General features: G+C 64.5%; 17 protein-coding genes and 1 pseudogene. 16 read left to right on the top strand and 2 right to left on the bottom strand.

The window, feature by feature from the left end:
* The first annotated feature begins 117 nt into the window (after positions 1-117).
* The 5 genes from ACHMW7_RS05025 to ACHMW7_RS05005 all read left to right on the top strand — a co-directional run bounded on the left by ACHMW7_RS05025 (position 118) and on the right by ACHMW7_RS05005 (position 4,189).
* Positions 118-1,176: an ABC transporter permease gene (locus tag ACHMW7_RS05025; protein ID WP_395451266.1), complete on the top strand. Its 1,059-nt coding sequence runs from the start codon at positions 118-120 to the stop codon at positions 1,174-1,176.
* On the top strand, positions 1,173-2,090 hold the full coding sequence (gene nikC / locus ACHMW7_RS05020; RefSeq protein ID WP_395449249.1) for a nickel transporter permease: 918 nt from the start codon (positions 1,173-1,175) through the stop codon (positions 2,088-2,090). The genes ACHMW7_RS05025 and nikC overlap by 4 nt, the downstream gene beginning before the upstream one ends.
* A complete protein-coding gene (locus ACHMW7_RS05015) occupies positions 2,087-2,920 on the top strand; it encodes an ABC transporter ATP-binding protein (RefSeq protein WP_395449248.1) in 834 nt (277 codons plus the stop codon). The genes nikC and ACHMW7_RS05015 overlap by 4 nt, the downstream gene beginning before the upstream one ends.
* Positions 2,917-3,666 carry an ABC transporter ATP-binding protein gene (locus ACHMW7_RS05010; RefSeq protein WP_395449247.1) on the top strand — a complete coding sequence of 250 codons (750 nt, stop codon included), beginning with the start codon at positions 2,917-2,919 and terminating at the stop codon, positions 3,664-3,666. The genes ACHMW7_RS05015 and ACHMW7_RS05010 overlap by 4 nt, the downstream gene beginning before the upstream one ends.
* Before the next feature lie 82 nt (positions 3,667-3,748).
* Positions 3,749-4,189 carry an RbsD/FucU family protein gene (locus ACHMW7_RS05005; RefSeq protein WP_395449246.1) on the top strand — a complete coding sequence of 147 codons (441 nt, stop codon included), beginning with the start codon at positions 3,749-3,751 and terminating at the stop codon, positions 4,187-4,189.
* A 156-nt stretch (positions 4,190-4,345) separates the two neighbouring features.
* On the opposite strand, the gene ACHMW7_RS05000 is transcribed toward ACHMW7_RS05005, so the two are convergent.
* Positions 4,346-5,128 carry an IclR family transcriptional regulator gene (locus tag ACHMW7_RS05000; RefSeq protein ID WP_395449245.1) on the bottom strand — a complete coding sequence of 261 codons (783 nt, stop codon included), beginning with the start codon at positions 5,126-5,128 and terminating at the stop codon, positions 4,346-4,348.
* A 118-nt stretch (positions 5,129-5,246) separates the two neighbouring features.
* On the opposite strand from ACHMW7_RS05000, the gene ACHMW7_RS04995 reads away from it, so the two are divergent.
* The 11 genes and pseudogenes from ACHMW7_RS04995 (at position 5,247) to ACHMW7_RS04945 (ending at position 14,965) form a co-directional block, all read left to right on the top strand.
* On the top strand, positions 5,247-5,996 hold the full coding sequence (locus ACHMW7_RS04995; RefSeq protein ID WP_395449244.1) for an SDR family oxidoreductase: 750 nt from the start codon (positions 5,247-5,249) through the stop codon (positions 5,994-5,996).
* A 14-nt stretch (positions 5,997-6,010) separates the two neighbouring features.
* A pseudogene (locus tag ACHMW7_RS04990) lies at positions 6,011-6,553 on the top strand (amidohydrolase family protein); the annotation flags it as partial.
* Positions 6,480-6,896, top strand: a complete 417-nt coding sequence (locus ACHMW7_RS04985) for an amidohydrolase family protein (RefSeq protein ID WP_395451265.1) — start codon at positions 6,480-6,482, stop codon at positions 6,894-6,896. The pseudogene ACHMW7_RS04990 and the gene ACHMW7_RS04985, both read left to right, overlap by 74 nt.
* Positions 6,893-8,431 (top strand): sugar ABC transporter ATP-binding protein, encoded by a 1,539-nt coding sequence (locus tag ACHMW7_RS04980; RefSeq protein ID WP_395451264.1) that lies wholly within the window; start codon positions 6,893-6,895, stop codon positions 8,429-8,431. Before ACHMW7_RS04985 ends, ACHMW7_RS04980 begins: the two co-directional genes overlap by 4 nt.
* Entirely contained in the window at positions 8,428-9,426 is a 999-nt protein-coding gene (locus tag ACHMW7_RS04975; RefSeq protein ID WP_395449243.1) for an ABC transporter permease, read from the top strand. Before ACHMW7_RS04980 ends, ACHMW7_RS04975 begins: the two co-directional genes overlap by 4 nt.
* A 101-nt stretch (positions 9,427-9,527) precedes the next feature.
* Positions 9,528-10,475: an ABC transporter substrate-binding protein gene (locus ACHMW7_RS04970; RefSeq protein ID WP_395449242.1), complete on the top strand. Its 948-nt coding sequence runs from the start codon at positions 9,528-9,530 to the stop codon at positions 10,473-10,475.
* Positions 10,476-10,540: 65 nt separating this feature from the next.
* Positions 10,541-11,395, top strand: a complete 855-nt coding sequence (locus ACHMW7_RS04965) for a fumarylacetoacetate hydrolase family protein (protein WP_395449241.1) — start codon at positions 10,541-10,543, stop codon at positions 11,393-11,395.
* Between the two features lie 115 nt (positions 11,396-11,510).
* Positions 11,511-12,788, top strand: coding sequence for an L-fuconate dehydratase (locus tag ACHMW7_RS04960; protein WP_395449240.1), 1,278 nt, complete (start codon positions 11,511-11,513; stop codon positions 12,786-12,788).
* Between the two features lie 11 nt (positions 12,789-12,799).
* On the top strand, positions 12,800-13,576 hold the full coding sequence (locus ACHMW7_RS04955; RefSeq protein WP_395449239.1) for an SDR family oxidoreductase: 777 nt from the start codon (positions 12,800-12,802) through the stop codon (positions 13,574-13,576).
* A gap of 100 nt (positions 13,577-13,676) precedes the next feature.
* Positions 13,677-14,414: a glycosyltransferase family 2 protein gene (locus ACHMW7_RS04950; protein ID WP_395449238.1), complete on the top strand. Its 738-nt coding sequence runs from the start codon at positions 13,677-13,679 to the stop codon at positions 14,412-14,414.
* Positions 14,396-14,965: a hypothetical protein gene (locus ACHMW7_RS04945; protein ID WP_395449237.1), complete on the top strand. Its 570-nt coding sequence runs from the start codon at positions 14,396-14,398 to the stop codon at positions 14,963-14,965. The genes ACHMW7_RS04950 and ACHMW7_RS04945 overlap by 19 nt, the downstream gene beginning before the upstream one ends.
* A 36-nt stretch (positions 14,966-15,001) precedes the next feature.
* On the opposite strand, the gene ACHMW7_RS04940 is transcribed toward ACHMW7_RS04945, so the two are convergent.
* A complete protein-coding gene (locus tag ACHMW7_RS04940; RefSeq protein WP_395449236.1) occupies positions 15,002-15,685 on the bottom strand; it encodes an aspartate/glutamate racemase family protein in 684 nt (227 codons plus the stop codon).
* Between the last annotated feature and the right edge of the window lies 1 nt (position 15,686).

Below are 15,686 nucleotides of genomic sequence, written 5' to 3'. Positions count from 1 at the left end.
CGCGCCTCTTTGGATGCGCAAAGGACGCTGTAGCAAACGAGTCTGTGCATGATCCTTTCCGAAAATCGGTAGCGATTTTCGGGGGTCATGCACAAAAGGATCAGTCCGTTGAGCAGCATGGAAAACCAGACGCAAGCGAGGCGCGCCAACAGGCGCGCCTCCGCCATTCTCAAGTCCGTCGCCGGTTTTGTGGTGATCGTGGCCACGACCTATCTCGGCCTGTTGGCGGTGACCTTCTTCATCGGCCGCGTCGTGCCGATCGACCCCGTTCTCGCCATCGTCGGCGACCGGGCGCCCGCTCATGTCGTCGAGCGCACGCGTGAGGAGATGGGCTTCAACCTGCCCTACTACCAGCAGTTCTACCTCTATGTGAAAGGCGTGCTGCAGGGCGATTTCGGCACCTCGGTGCTGACCACCAATGCAGTGATGGCCGACATCCGCCGCGTCTTTCCGGCCACCATGGAACTCGCCACCGTCGGCACCATCATCGGTGCCGCCCTCGGCATTCCGCTCGGCGTGCTGGCCGCCGTCAAGCGCGGCAGCCTTGCCGACCAGGTCGTGCGCATTATCGGCCTGATCGGCTATTCGGTGCCGATCTTCTGGCTCGGCCTTTTGGCACTGCTGGTGTTCTACGCCCGGCTCGGTTGGACCGCCGGCCCCGGCCGCATCGACGTGGTGTTCGAATACACCTTCACGCCGATCACCGGCTTTTATTTGCTCGACGCTGTGCTCAACCGCGACTGGGCGGCGTTCAAGGACATCTTCGCCCACATCATCTTGCCGGCCTCGCTGCTCGGCTATTTCTCGCTCGCCTATATCAGCCGCATGACGCGGTCGTTCATGCTCAACGAGCTCAGCCAGGAATACATCGTCGCCGCACGCGCCAAGGGCCTGTCGGAAACCCGCATCATCTGGGGTCACGCGCTGCGCAATGCCGCGGTGCCGCTGGTGACGGTGATCGCGCTGTCTTATGCCGGTTTGCTCGAAGGCTCGGTGCTGACCGAAACGGTATTCGCCTGGCCCGGACTTGGCCTCTACATCACCAACTCGCTGCAGAACGCCGACATGAATGCGGTGCTTGGCGGCACGATCGTCATCGGTTCGGTGTTCATCGCACTCAACCTGTTGTCCGACCTGCTCTATCGCCTGCTCGACCCAAGGACGCGGATCCGATGAGCGACACAACAATGACCCGCCGCGATTGGCTTCTCACCGACAGGCCGCAATCGCGCCTGCAGGCGCGGCTCGGCCGCGCCTATCTGACCTGGAGCCGTTTTGCCGCAAACAAGCTGGCCGTCATCGGCCTCGGCATTATCTTGCTGCTGCTGTTCGTCGCCGCATTCGCGCCGCTGCTCGCGCCGCATTCGCCCTATATCGGCGACCTCAAGAACGCCCGCCTGCTGGCGCCCAGTGCCGCCAATTGGCTCGGCACCGACGACCAGGGCCGCGACATCCTCTCGCGCCTGATCTATGGCTCGCGGCTGACCTTGCAGGTCATCGTGCTGGTGGCGGTCATCGCCGCTCCGATCGGCCTGCTGGTGGGCACGGCGGCTGGCTATGCCGGCGGCTGGATCGACGCCGTGCTGATGCGCATCACCGACATCTTCCTCGCCTTTCCCAAGCTGGTGCTGGCACTGGCCTTTGTGGCGGCGCTCGGTCCCGGCATCGAAAACGCCATCATCGCCATCGCCCTGACCTCGTGGCCACCCTACGCCCGTATCGCCCGCGCCGAAACGCTGACAGTGCGCAACTCCGACTACATCGCGGCGGTCAAGCTGATGGGTGCCTCGCCGATGCGCATCGTGTTGCGCCACATCATGCCTTTGTGCATCTCCTCGCTGATCGTCCGCGTCACTCTCGACATGGCCGGCATCATCCTGACCGCCGCCGGTCTCGGCTTCCTCGGCCTCGGGGCGCAGCCACCGCTGCCCGAATGGGGCGCGATGATCGCCTCGGGGCGCCGCTTCATCCTCGACCAATGGTGGGTTGCGGCCGCGCCCGGTGCCGCGATCCTCATCGTCAGCCTCGGCTTCAACCTGCTCGGCGACGGGCTGCGCGATGCACTCGATACACGCAGCGGTGGCCAATGAGCACGCTGCTGCATGTCGAAAACCTCAGCGTCTCCTTCCCCACCCGCACCGGGGTGGTCGAAGCGGTGCGCGGTGTCTCCTTCGCGCTCGGACAGGAACGTCTCGGCATCGTCGGCGAGTCCGGTTCGGGCAAGTCGCAGACCGGGCGCGCCATCATGGGGCTGACGCCGCAACAGGCCGAGATCAGGGCGAAGCGGCTCGAATTCAGCGGCATCGACCTGCTCAAGGCCTCCGCTGCCGAGCGCCGGGCGCTGCGCGGCAACCGCATCGCCATGATCCTGCAGGACCCGAAATATTCGCTCGATCCGGTCATGACCATCGGCCGGCAGATCGTCGAGACGCTGCGCACGCATGAGAAGATCGGCAAGTCGACAGCACGCGAGCGCGCGCTCGACATGCTCGCCGCCGTCCAGATCCGCGACCCCAGGCGTGTCTACGATCTCTACCCGCACGAGGTGTCGGGCGGCATGGGCCAGCGCGCCATGATCGCGATGATGCTGATTGCCGGTCCTGAACTTCTGATCGCCGACGAACCGACCTCGGCGCTCGACGTCACCGTCCAACTCGACATCTTGCGCATCCTCGACCGGCTGGTCATCGACCGCGGCATGGGACTGATCTTCATCTCGCATGATTTGCGCCTGGTCTCGACCTTCTGCGACCGGGTCATCGTCATGTATGCCGGCAAGATCGTCGAGGAATTGAAGGCCTCCGAACTGTCGCAGGCGAAGCACCCCTACACGCAAGGCCTGCTCAACTGCATGCCCAAGATCGGCTCCGACCGGCATCCGCTGCCCGTGCTCGACCGCCAGCCGGAGTGGCTGCTTTGACCCCTGCCCTTGCCATCGATCGCCTGCGCGTCGTCTACGACGAGTTCATCGCACTCAAGGACGTCAGCCTGACGGTTGCCCAGGGCGAATCCTTCGGCCTGGTTGGCGAATCTGGCTCCGGCAAGTCGACGCTGCTGCGTGCCGTCGCCGGTCTGGCGCCTGTGACCTCTGGTACCATCGACGTTGCCGGCAAGCGCCTGGGCAAGACCCGCGACAAGGAATTCTACCGTCAGGTGCAGATGGTGTTCCAGGACCCCTACGGGTCGCTGCACCCGCGCCAGACGGTCGACCGGCTGCTGCTCGAGCCGCTCGACATCCACGGCTTTGCCGACACCGAAAAGCGCATCCAGCGCGCGCTCGACGAGGTCGGCCTCGGCTCCGGCTTCCGTTTCCGCTATTCGCACCAGCTCTCCGGCGGTCAGCGCCAGCGCGTCGCCATTGCCCGCGCGCTGATCCTCGAACCTTCGGTGCTTCTGCTCGACGAACCTACATCGGCGCTCGACGCTTCGGTGCAGGCCGAAGTGCTGAATCTGCTCGAACAGATCCGTCGCGACCGCAAGCTGACCTTCGTCATGGTCAGCCACGACCTTGGCGTCATCACCCATATGTGCGAACGCTTGATGGTCATGCAAAGTGGCGAGGAGGTCGAGCGGCTGGAGGCCGGCGACCTCGCCACGCGCAACGTCGCCAAGGAATACACACGCAACCTGCTGGTGGCGAGCGAAGGATTCGTGCGCGACGCCTGACACCGCTTGCGCGCGGCAGCACTTGCCTGCAATTCTGGCATCAAGGGGCAACCGTCCCCAATCGCAACATCAGGTGTTTCCAATGCTCCTTGGCATCGACCCGCTGCTCGGCCCCGACGTGCTCTACGTGCTCCGCGCCATGGGCCATGGCGACGATCTGATCGTCGCCGATGCCAACTTCCCCGCCGATGCCATGGCCAGGCAAACTGTCTATGGCCGTCCCTTGCGCATCGACGGCGACATTGTCAGCGTGATGAAGGCAGTGCTTTCGGTCATGCCCGTCGACACCTTCGTCGACGATGCCTTCGGCCGCATGGAAGTGGTTGGCAAGCCGGACGAGATTCCCGATGTCCAGCGCGAGGTCGGCAAGCTGATCGCGGGCACCGGCACCAAAATGGTCGGCATCGAGCGCTTCGCCTTCTACGAACGCGCCAAAAAGGCCTACGCCGTCATCCAGACGCAGGAGCGCCGCTTCTACGCTGACTTCGCCGTCCGCAAGGGCGTGGTGCCGCCTGACGCTTAAGACATTTCGGTTGACCTAGAGCTACCCCTCATCCGCCTGCCGGCACCTTCTCCTCGTAAACGGGGGGAAGGAACAAGCGGCAACGCTGACGCCCCCTCTCCCCGTCTGGGAGGACAGGCTAAGGGTGAGGGGCAGAGCGGCCCTGGCCAAAGATACCTATGACAGCGACAGCTTCGCCGCGACGTCCTTGAGCAGCACAAGCGTCTGGTCGATGTCGGTCTGCTTGTCGTCCAGCCGCTGGATATAGGGGCAGGTCAGCACGGCAATCGCGTAGCCGTCGGGCGACAGGATCGGCACCGAGATGTCGTCGATGGCGCGCATCTGCTGGCTCGGGCCGACCCGATGGCCGGCGTCTCGGTAGCCGGTCAATGTCGGCTCCAGTTTTTCACGCACGTCAGCCAGCTTCGTGCCTTCCCAGCGTGCCGCGACCTCGGCCTTCGAATGCTCGTCCTGGAAGGCAAGCAGGATGTGGCCGGAGCTGGTGGTGAGAAGCTCGATATGGGCGCCGATGCGGATGCCGAACTCCCAGTTACCGGGGCAGCTGGCATGCGCCACCACGATCGCCGCGTCGCGGTCGGGCGCCACCAGGTGGCATGACTGGCCGGCGGCCAGCGAGAACGTATCCATCAGCGGCTGCGCCCGCGCCACCAGCCGGCGCACCGGCGGGTGCCGGTGCGCGAGGATGAACAGCTTCATCGTCAGTGCATAACGGTCGCCTTCGGGCGAACGGCTGACGAAGTCGCGCGCCACAAGACGTTCGAGCATACGATAGACCTCGCTCGGTCCGCGCCCCATCGCCTTGACGATCTCGGCGCGCGTCAGCCCGCCCGGCTGCTCTGAAAGCAGCTCCAGAATATCCAGCCCCTTGTCGAGCGCGGGCGCGCGGTAGCGCTCGTCCTTGTCGACGCTGTTGGCGGTCTTTGAAGGCCCTTTTGGCATCGCTCGAAATCCTCCCTGTCGATCCGCCTCGCATTTCCCCATTGCAAGGTCGGTTCATTTATGAATAGTATGTTCGTATATAGACAGACGCAAGCAGTTTGCTGGGAGGGCAACGGTTATGCGACTAAGCGGGAAACGCATCTTCATTTCCGCCGCCGCCCAAGGCATTGGCCGCGCCAGTGCGCTGGCCTGCGCCGCGGAAGGCGCCCACATCATTGCCACCGATATCAACGCCGAGGCCCTGGCAGCGCTGGCCAACGAAAGCGATCGCATCGAGACCCATCGTCTCGACGTGCGTGATGGCGCGGCAGTCGCCGCCTTCGCCAAGCAGCAGGCACCGCTCGACGGGCTCTTCAACTGCGCCGGTTTCGTCCACAACGGCACCATCATGGACTGCAGCGACGAGGACTGGGATTTCAGCTTCGACCTCAACGTCAAGAGCATGTACCGCACCACCAGGGCGTTCCTGCCCGGCATGCTGGAGCAGGCTGAAAAGACTGGCAGCGTTGCCATCCTCAACATGGCGTCGATGGCCTCGTCGATCAAAGGCTTCCCCAACCGGCTGCTCTACGGCGCCACCAAGGCTGCGGTAATCGGCTTCACCAAGGGTATGGCCGCCGACTTCATCCGCCGCGGCGTGCGCTGCAACGCGCTCTGCCCCGGCACCGTCGACACACCCTCGCTGCGCGGCCGTATCGCCGCCGCCGCCGACCCGGTGCAGGCGGAGAAGGACTTCATCGCCCGCCAGCCGATCGGCCGGCTCGCCACCGTCGACGACATCGCGCCGCTGGTGGTCTACCTGCTGTCCGACGAGTCCCGCTTCGTCACCGGCCAGGCTGTCCTGGTCGACGGCGGCGTCACCATCTAGGCGGAGCGGCGGCCATGATCGAAAGGATCGACGGCCACTGTCACTACTGGGCGCTCCAGCGTGGCGATTACGGCTGGCTGACGCCTGACGCCGCGCATCTCGCGCCGATCTATCGCGACTTTGGCGCAGCCGAGATGCGGCCGCTCGCCGAGACAGCTGGCATAGGCCAGCGCATCCTGGTCCAGGCCGCCCCCACTGAAGCCGAAACGGATTTCCTGCTCGATCAAGGGCGCGAAGACAAAGCGGTGGCCGGCGTCGTCGGCTGGGTCGATTTGTCGGCGGCCGAAAGCGTGGCCTCTCTGGGCCGCCTGGCGAAAAACCCGCTATTCAAGGGCGTCCGGCCAATGCTGCAGGATCTCGATGATCCCGACTGGATCGCCACCCGCCCGCATCCGCAGGCCATCGCCGCGCTGAAGCGTCTTGGCCTGCGTTTCGACGCGCTGGTCATGCCGCAACATCTTGCGGCGCTGAAGCGTTTCGTCGATGCCAATCCTGACTTGCCCGTCATCATCGACCACGCCGCCAAGCCGGCACTCGCCACTGAAGCCAGCGATCCACGCCACGCCATGTGGGAGACCGGCATGGCAGCTCTTGCCCGTTCACCCCAGGTCTATCTGCAAGCTTTCCGGCCTGCTCACCGAATTGCCTGTCGAGCGTCGCTCGACGCCGGAAAGGGCCGTTGCGGCTCTCCGGCCGACTGTCGAGAAACTGCTGGCGTGGTTCGGGCCGCGCCGCATCGTCTGGGGCTCGGACTGGCCGGTCCTGACCCTGGCTGCAAGCTTCGGCGGCTGGGTCAAGGTCACCGAACTCTTGCTGGACGGTCTCAGCGCCAGCGAACGGACGCAGATCCTGGCCGGAGCTGCCCAGCGCTTCTACGGCCTCGAAGGAGGACGCGCATGACCGCCCTCGTCGTCATGAAGGATATCGGCAAGTCGTTCCCCGGCGTGCGCGCCCTGCACAATGCCCAGCTCGAGCTGCGCGCGGGCGAGGTCCACGCCTTGATGGGCGAGAATGGCGCCGGCAAGTCGACGCTGATGAAGATCCTCGCCGGCATCTACCGGCGCGACGCCGGCGAAATCCTGCTCGACGGCAAGTCGGTCGAGATCAACTCGCCGCGCCAGGCGCAGGACCTCGGCATCGGCATCATCCATCAGGAACTCAACCTGATGCCACATCTGACCGCGGCGCAGAACATCTTCATCGGCCGCGAGCCGCGCAAGGCTGGCGGCTTGCTGCTCGACGAGGCCAGGCTCAATGCCAAAGCGGCGGAAATCTTCGCCAGCATGCATCTCAAGCTCGACCCACGCACGCCGGTCGGCGGCTTGACGATTGCCCGCCAGCAGATGGTCGAGATCGCCAAGGCGTTGTCCTACCGTTCGCGCGTGCTGATCATGGATGAGCCGACAGCTGCCTTGAACGATGCCGAGATCGCCGAGCTTTTCGCCATCATCGACAGGCTCAAGGCCGAAGGCGTCGGCATCGTCTACATCTCGCACAAGATGGATGAACTGAAGCGCATCGCCGACCGCGTCACGGTCATGCGCGACAGCGAATATATCGGCACGGTGCCGGCCGCCGAAACGCCCGTCGACAAGATCATCTCGATGATGGTCGGCCGCGCCCTGACCGATGAGCGCCCCGACATACCGGACCATGCCACTTCCGAGGTCGTGCTCGAAGTCAAACACCTCAATCGCGGCACGGTCATCCGCGACGTCAGCCTTTCTGTCCGCAAGGGCGAAATCCTCGGCTTCGCCGGCCTGATGGGTGCGGGCCGTACCGAGGTCGCCCGCGCCGTCTTCGGCGCCGACCGCCGCGACAGCGGCGACATCTACATGCACGGCAAAAAGGTCGACATCCGCATCCCGCAGGACGCGGTGCGCGCCGGCATCGGCTACCTCTCCGAGGACCGCAAGCATTTCGGCCTCGCCACCGGCATGGACGTGCGCAACAACGTCGTTTTGGCCAGCCTCGCCCGCTTCACCGGCTCCGGCGGGCTGCTCAGGGAAGCCGCGATGCACGACGCGGCCGCACGCTACATCGACCAGCTCGCGATCAAGACGCCGTCCGACCGGCAGGAAGTGCGTCTGCTCTCCGGCGGCAACCAGCAGAAGATCGTCATCGCCAAATGGCTTTTGCGCGACTGCGAGGTGCTGATCTTCGACGAGCCGACGCGCGGCATCGATGTCGGCGCCAAGAACGAGATCTACAAGCTGTTGAACGCGCTGGCCAAGCAGGGCCGCGCCATCATCGTCATCTCGTCGGAACTGCCCGAGGTGCTCAGGCTCAGCCATCGCATCGCCGTCATGTGCGAAGGCCGGCTGACCGGCATCCTGCCTGGCGGCGCCAGCCAGGAAGAGATCATGCATCTGGCGACACTTCGCGGCGACGCCGTCAACAAACAAGATAAGCCGGCAAAGGGAGAGGCCAAATGAGTGCAACCGCATCCACAGCAAGCGTCTCGACCGCGGCGCGATTCTCGGGCGCCCAGCACCGGCTGCTCGCTTTCGCCAGCCTGATCATACTAGTCGCGGTGTTCAGCTTCGCCTCACCCAATTTCATGCAGACCTCCAACATCATCGCCATCCTGCAGGCGACGTCGGTCAACGGTGTGCTGGCGATCGCCGCAACGCTTGTCATCATCACCGGCGGCATCGACCTTTCGGTCGGTACGCTGATGACCTTCTGCGCCGTCATCGCAGGCGTGGTGCTGACCTTCTGGGGCATGCCGCTCGGCCTCGGCGTGCTGGCGGCCATCCTTGCGGGTGCCGCCAGCGGCACGCTATCGGGCACCTTCGTCGCCAAGCTCAAGATCCCGCCCTTCATCGCCACGCTCGGCATGATGCTGATCCTCAAGGGACTGTCGCTTGTCATCTCGGGCACCCGTCCGATCTATTTCAACAACACGCCAGGCTTCACCCAGATCTCGCAAGGGTCGCTGATCGGCACGGTCATCCCTGGCCTGCCGATCCCCAATGGCGTGCTGATCCTGTTCCTGGTCGCGATCGCAACGAGCTTCATCCTCGAACGCACCATCCTTGGCCGCTTCACTTTCGCGCTCGGTTCCAACGAGGAGGCCGTGCGGCTGTCCGGCGTCAACACCGACCGCTGGAAGATCGCCGTCTATGCACTTTCCGGCAGCATCTGCGGCATCGCCGGCCTGCTCATCGCCTCGCGCCTCAACTCGGCCCAGCCGGCGCTCGGCCAGGGTTACGAGCTCGACGCCATCGCGGCCGTCGTCATAGGCGGCACATCGCTGTCGGGTGGCCGTGGCACCATCATCGGCACGCTTATCGGCGCGCTCATCATCTCCGTGCTCGCCAACGGCCTGCGCATCCTATCGGTCGCCCAGGAATGGCAGACCGTGGTCACCGGCTCGATCATCATTCTCGCCGTCTACACCGACATTCTGCGGCGCCGCAGGCTTTGAGGAAGCTTGCTTCGCGCAGCGCCGTGGTGCTGCGCCAACATCAAAAAGAGAGCGAAAGCGCTCCACCAGCAACGTTCAACCAACGACCAATCGGAGGAAACATGTTCACCAGACGCACAGTGCTTGGCGCTCTCAGCGCCATGACAATCCTCGGCTACGGCTCGACCATGGCAATGGCCCAGGACAAGATGTACATCCCGCTCATCTCCAAGGGCTTCCAGCATCAGTTCTGGCAGGCCGTGAAGGCGGGCGCCGACAAGGCAGCGGCCGACCTCGGCGTCGAAGTCACCTTCGAAGGCCCTGACTCGGAAACCCAGGTCGACCGCCAGATCGACATGCTGGCGGCGGCCCTTGCCAAGAAGCCGGCTGCCATCGGCTTCGCCGCCCTCGACAGCCAGGCCGCCCTGCCGCTGCTGCAGCAGGCCAAGGACGCCAAGATCCCGGTCGTCGCTTTCGACTCGGGTGTCGAAGGCGATATCCCGGTCGCCACCGCCTCGACCAATAACATCGCCGCGGCAGCCCTTGCGGCCGACAAGATGGCGGCACTGATCGGCGACGAAGGCAAGGTCGCGCTGGTCGTGCACGACCAGACAAGCCGCACCGGCATCGACCGCCGCGACGGTTTCGTCAACCGCATGAAGGAAGCCCATCCGAAGGTCGAGATCGTCGCCATCGAATATGGTGAAGGCGATCACCTCAAGTCGACGGAAATCACCAAGGCGATCCTGCAGGCCAACCCAGACCTCAAGGGCATGTTCGGCGCCAATGAAGGCTCGGCCATCGGTGTCGTCAACGGCGCCAAGGAACTCGGCCGCCAGCTGGTGATCATCGGCTACGACTCGGGCGCCCAGCAAAAGCAGGCGATCCGCGACGGCCAGATGGCCGGCGCCATCACCCAGAACCCTGTTGGTATCGGCTACAAGACCGTCGAAGCAGCCGTCAAGGCAGCCAAGGGTGAAGCGGTCGAGAAGAACATCGACACCGGCTTCTACTACTATGACAAGACCAACATCGATCAGCCTGAAATCGCAGCTGTGCTGTACGACTGATCCTGCGCAACTCTCCCCGGAGGCGGTCTGCCGCCTCCGGTTTCTTTCCCAACAAGGTGATCCAGATGAAACTGCTCCGCTACGGCCCCAAGGGCAACGAAAAGCCCGGTATCCTCGACACGTCCGGCCGCGTCCGCGACCTCTCAGGCATCGTCGACGACATCGCCGGCGACGTGCTTTCGCCCGAGGGCCTCGCGCGCTTGCGCGCTGTGAACGTCGAGACGCTGCCGCTGGTTGCCGGCACACCGCAGCAGGATCTGCGTCTCGGCGCCTGCGTCGGTCGTATCGGCAAATTCATCTGCATCGGCCTCAACTACGCCGACCACGCCGCTGAAACCGGTGCTGCCATCCCGGCAGAACCCATCGTCTTCAACAAATGGACCTCGGCAATCGTCGGTCCCGACGACGACGTCGAAATTCCGCGCGGCTCGGTCAAGACCGACTGGGAGGTCGAGCTCGGTGTCGTCATCGGCAAGCCCGGCCGCTACATCGACGAGGCCGACGCGATGAGCCACGTCGCCGGCTACTGCGTCATCAACGACGTCTCCGAACGCGAATACCAGATCGAGCGCGGCGGCACCTGGGACAAGGGCAAGGGCTGCGACACCTTCGGCCCGACCGGTCCGTGGATGGTGACCGCAGACGAAATAGCCGACCCGCAGAACCTCAAGCTCTGGCTCGACGTCGACGGCAGGCGCTTCCAGGACGGTTCGACCATGACAATGATCTTCACCGTGCAGCAGATCGTCGCCTATCTCAGCCGTTTCATGAGCCTGCAGGCCGGCGACGTCATCTCCACCGGCACCCCGCCCGGCGTCGGCCTCGGCCAGAAACCGCCCGTCTATCTCAAGCCAGGCCAGACGATGTCGCTCGGCATCGAAGGCCTCGGCACCCAGAGGCAGCGCGTCGTCGCCGCCTGAACCCATGGAACGAGATGACGTCGTCTTAAGCCGCCATCTCGCTCTTGTCTTAGCCGTATGATCTTGGCCGAAAGGTCTTCGCCCTTTCGGGATCATGCTCAGAGGACCCACGACCATGACCAGAATCATCGACATGCGGGTGCTCGACCTGCGCTTCCCGACCTCGCAGCATCTCGACGGTTCCGACGCGATGAACCCGGACCCCGATTATTCGGCGGCCTACGTCATCCTCAAGACCGACGCGCCCGGCATCGAGGGTCATGGCCTGACCTTCACCATCGGCCGTGGCAACGAGATCTGCTGCGCCGCGATCGAGGCGATGCGCCATCTTGTCGTCGGCCTTGACATGGGCAAGGTCGCAGCCGACATGGGCGCCTTCTGGCGCCATGTCACCTCCGACAGCCAGCTGCGCTGGATCGGGCCCGACAAAGGCGCGATCCATCTCGCCACCGGCGCTGTCGTCAACGCTGTCTGGGACATCTGGGCCAAGATGTCGGGCAAGCCGGTGTGGAGGCTGGTCGCCGACATGTCGCCCGAAGAACTCGTGCGCTGCATCGACTTCCGCTACATCACCGACTGCATCACCCCTGACGAAGCGCTGGCCATGCTGCGTGACAAGGCTTCAGGCAAGGCCGAGCGCATCGCCATTCTCGAGCGCGAAGGCTACCCCTGCTACACCACTTCGGCTGGCTGGCTCGGCTATGAGGACGAGAAGCTGCGCCGTCTCTGCCAGGAAGCGGTCGACGCCGGCTTCAATCACGTCAAGCTCAAGGTCGGCCGCGACAAGGCCGACGACATCAGGCGCCTGCGCATCGCCCGCGAGGTGCTCGGCCCCGACCGCCAGCTGATGATCGACGCCAACCAGGTCTGGGAGGTCGGCCAGGCCATCGACTGGGTCCGCGACCTCGCCTTCGCCAAGCCGTGGTTCATCGAGGAGCCGACCAATCCCGACGACGTCGAGGGCCACCGCAAGATCCGCGAGGGCGTGGCCCCGGTACAGGTCGCCACCGGCGAGATGTGCCAGAACCGTATCATGTTCAAGCAGTTCATCATGCGCGGCGCCATCGACGTGGTGCAGATCGACTCCTGCCGCCTCGGCGGCGTCAACGAGATCCTGGCGGTGCTCTTGATGGCGGCGAAATACAACCTGCTCGTCTGCCCGCATGCCGGCGGCGTCGGGCTGTGCGAATACGTCCAGCATCTGTCGATGATCGATTATGTCTGCATCGCCGGCACCCGTGAGGGCCGCGTCGTCGAATATGTCGACCACCTGCACGAACACTTCAAGGAACCCTGCATCGTCCGCAACGCGGCCTACATGCCGCCAATAGCGCCCGGCTTCTCCATCGAGATGAAGCCGGCGACGTTCGAAGACTTCCAGTTCCGCGGCTGACGGAGGCTAAGATGGATCTCGGGCTGAAGGACAAGGTCGTCATCGTCACCGGCGGCGGTGCCGGTATCGGCGGCGCGGTTTCGCTCGGCCTTGCCGCCGAAGGCGCCATATCAGTCGTCTTCGGCCGCAGCCCGCTGGCCGAAGACTTTGCCGCTAAACTCAAGGCAGCCTCGTCGCGCTCGATGTTCGTCCAGGTCGAGCTGATGCACGACCCAGAGATCGAAACCGCGGTCAACGAGGTGGCAAAAATCTTCGGCCGCATCGACGGTCTGGTCAACAATGCCGGCATCAATGACGGCATTGGACTGGAGGCCGGGCCGGATGCCTTCCGCGAGTCGCTCGAACGCAACCTGATCCACTACTACACGGCCGCGCATCACTGCCTGCCGTGGCTGAAGCAGTCGCGCGGCGCCATCGTCAACGTCTCGTCCAAGACAGCACTCACCGGCCAGGGCAACACCAGCGGCTACACCGCCGCCAAGGGCGCGCAGCTGTCGCTGACGCGTGAATGGGCGGCAGCCCTGCGCGGCGACGGCGTCCGCGTCAACGCGGTCATTCCGGCCGAAGTGATGACGCCGCTCTACGACAAATGGCTGAAAACCTTCGACGATCCCGAAGCGCGGCTGGAGGAGATCACCCGCCGTATTCCGCTGGGACAACGCATGACGACAGCGCAGGAGATCGCCGACACCATCATCTTCCTGCTCTCCGACAAGGCCAGCCACACCACCGGCCAATGGCTGTTCGTCGACGGCGGCTACACCCATCTCGACCGCGCGCTGGATTGACGCCCGCGCGGCTGCTTGTTGCCAAGGCCAGCATGCCATGCGATGTGACGAGCCGTAGCAAGAGCGCCTGCCCCGCTCAGCCTTTGCCGGGGAATCGTGAGTGCACAAGAAGCTGGACGAGCTGTCGGCCGAGACGTCGGCATCGAATTTGACGCTGGGCGGGCTGTCGCTCAACGAACGCGTGCCCGAGCCGGTGACCTATCCGCTCGTCTCATTCATCATCCGCAACTGGAACTACGCCCGTTTCGTCGGATCGGCGATCCGCTCGGTTCGCAACCAGACCTATCCCAATTTCGAGGCCATCGTCGTCGACAACGGCTCGACCGACGGCAGCCGCGCCGAGATCGAGGCGGCGATCGCCGACGACCCACGGTTTCGTACGATCTGGCTCGACGAAAACCTCGGCGCGCTCACAGGCGCGCTGAAAGGCCTTGATGTCGCGCGCGGCGATTTCGTCACCTTCGTCGATTCCGACGACTATCTGCTGGCGGATTTTGCCGCCATGCATGTCCAGGCGCATCTGGCACTGCCGCGCGGTGTCGCATTCACATCGAGCGCGGTGATCGAGATCGATGCTGCCGGCGCGGTATTGGGGACCGGTCTCAGGGGATTGCAGCTCGATACGCGCGATGGCGGCCTGCGAAGCTCCTTTTGGTGCTGCGATTGTCGGAGGTCAGCCGGGCGCAATTCGACCAACTCGACCGCAGCATCGTCGCTCATCCACCCACCGAAAATGGCTGGCTGTGGTCACCGGGCACGTCCAACATGTTCCGTCGTTTCCTGCTCGAAACGATACGGCCACGCGCCAAATCAGATGTCATGTTCGGATTGTCGGTAGACGGCCATTTTTGCCGGCTCGCCCATGTATTCGGCGGGTCGGCGACGATCGCCATGCCGTTGTCGGCCTATCGGTTGCACGGCGACAACTTCTTCGCTGGCAACCCGGCTCTGGACGGCGTGGTGGATATCGCAGGCCCTGCCCAGCGGTTTTTCCCGGCGCGGCGGCGCGAGGCGATGCGGGTTCTCATCGAGGACGCCGCAACACTTTCGCCACGCATGGGGGCATGGCGATTCTGGTCCGCGGTCGCCCAGGTTCTCGAGAGCAACGGCGTCTCTTCGCTTCAAGTCTTCGAGGCACCGGAAGCCCGGACCATCATTGCCGAAAACCTGCCCTTGCTGTTTTCGACGTTCGGCAAATGGCGCACCTTGCGCAAGCTGCGCGAGCTGATGTCGCGGCGCGCATTGCAGGAGATTCTACGCGCGGCCGGTGGCAACCACGGTCCGGCGATCTACGCGCCGCGCATGATCGGCATCGAATTGTCGCTGCTTGAGCGCAGGCTCAGGCAGAAGCGTCGTGCCAAGGCTGCCAGGCGCAAGGCACAGCGGTAACCACCGCCGTCCCGCATGCGCAGGCCAGCGAGCCCCTCACGCCGGCATTGACGACAGCTCTCCGTCGCCGGCCGGCAGCAGCGCCAGCAGGCGTTCCATGGCGCAGGGAATCGGCGCGATGACAGGCGTGTCGAACAGCGGCTGCAGCTGTTCGGCTGCCTGTCCGAGCGGGCCGCCGCCAATGATGACGGCCTCCGCTCCATCCAGCTCGATGCATGCGCGCACCGCTTCGGCCAGAGACTGGCCAAGGCGCTTTTCGTCGCCGGCGAGAGCAATCGGGTCGCCCGGCGTGCAGCGGATGCCGGTGTAGAGATGGGTAAGCCCCAGGTCGCGGGCACGGCCTGCGATCGCCTCGGCCAGATCAGGCGTCGTTGTCGCAACGCCAAATCGCTGCCCGCCGCGCGAAGCCTCGATCATCGAGGCTTCGCAGATGCCGACGACTGGAACGTCGATGCGTTCCCTCAGGGCTGCCAGGCCGGGATCGCCGAATGCGCTGACGATGATGCCCCGGCAGTCCCTGCCGTGGTCGGACCCGATCTCGACGACCTGGTCGGCCGCAGCTTCCAGCTGCGGGCCGTTGACGATCATCGGCGGGTTCCGGGTGGCCGTGGCAATCGCCACGGCCACCCGTCCTGCTGCAGTCTTGCGCGCGATGGCATGCATCATGTCGCTGGTTGCCTGCGAGCTGTTGGGATTGATCAACAGGATATGTGAAGTCATC

Source organism: Aminobacter sp. UC22_36 (assembly GCF_044056035.1).
Classification (GTDB): domain Bacteria; phylum Pseudomonadota; class Alphaproteobacteria; order Rhizobiales; family Rhizobiaceae; genus Aminobacter.
Note: the sequence above shows the minus strand (reverse complement) of the source record. Positions and strands in the feature narration are given on the sequence as shown.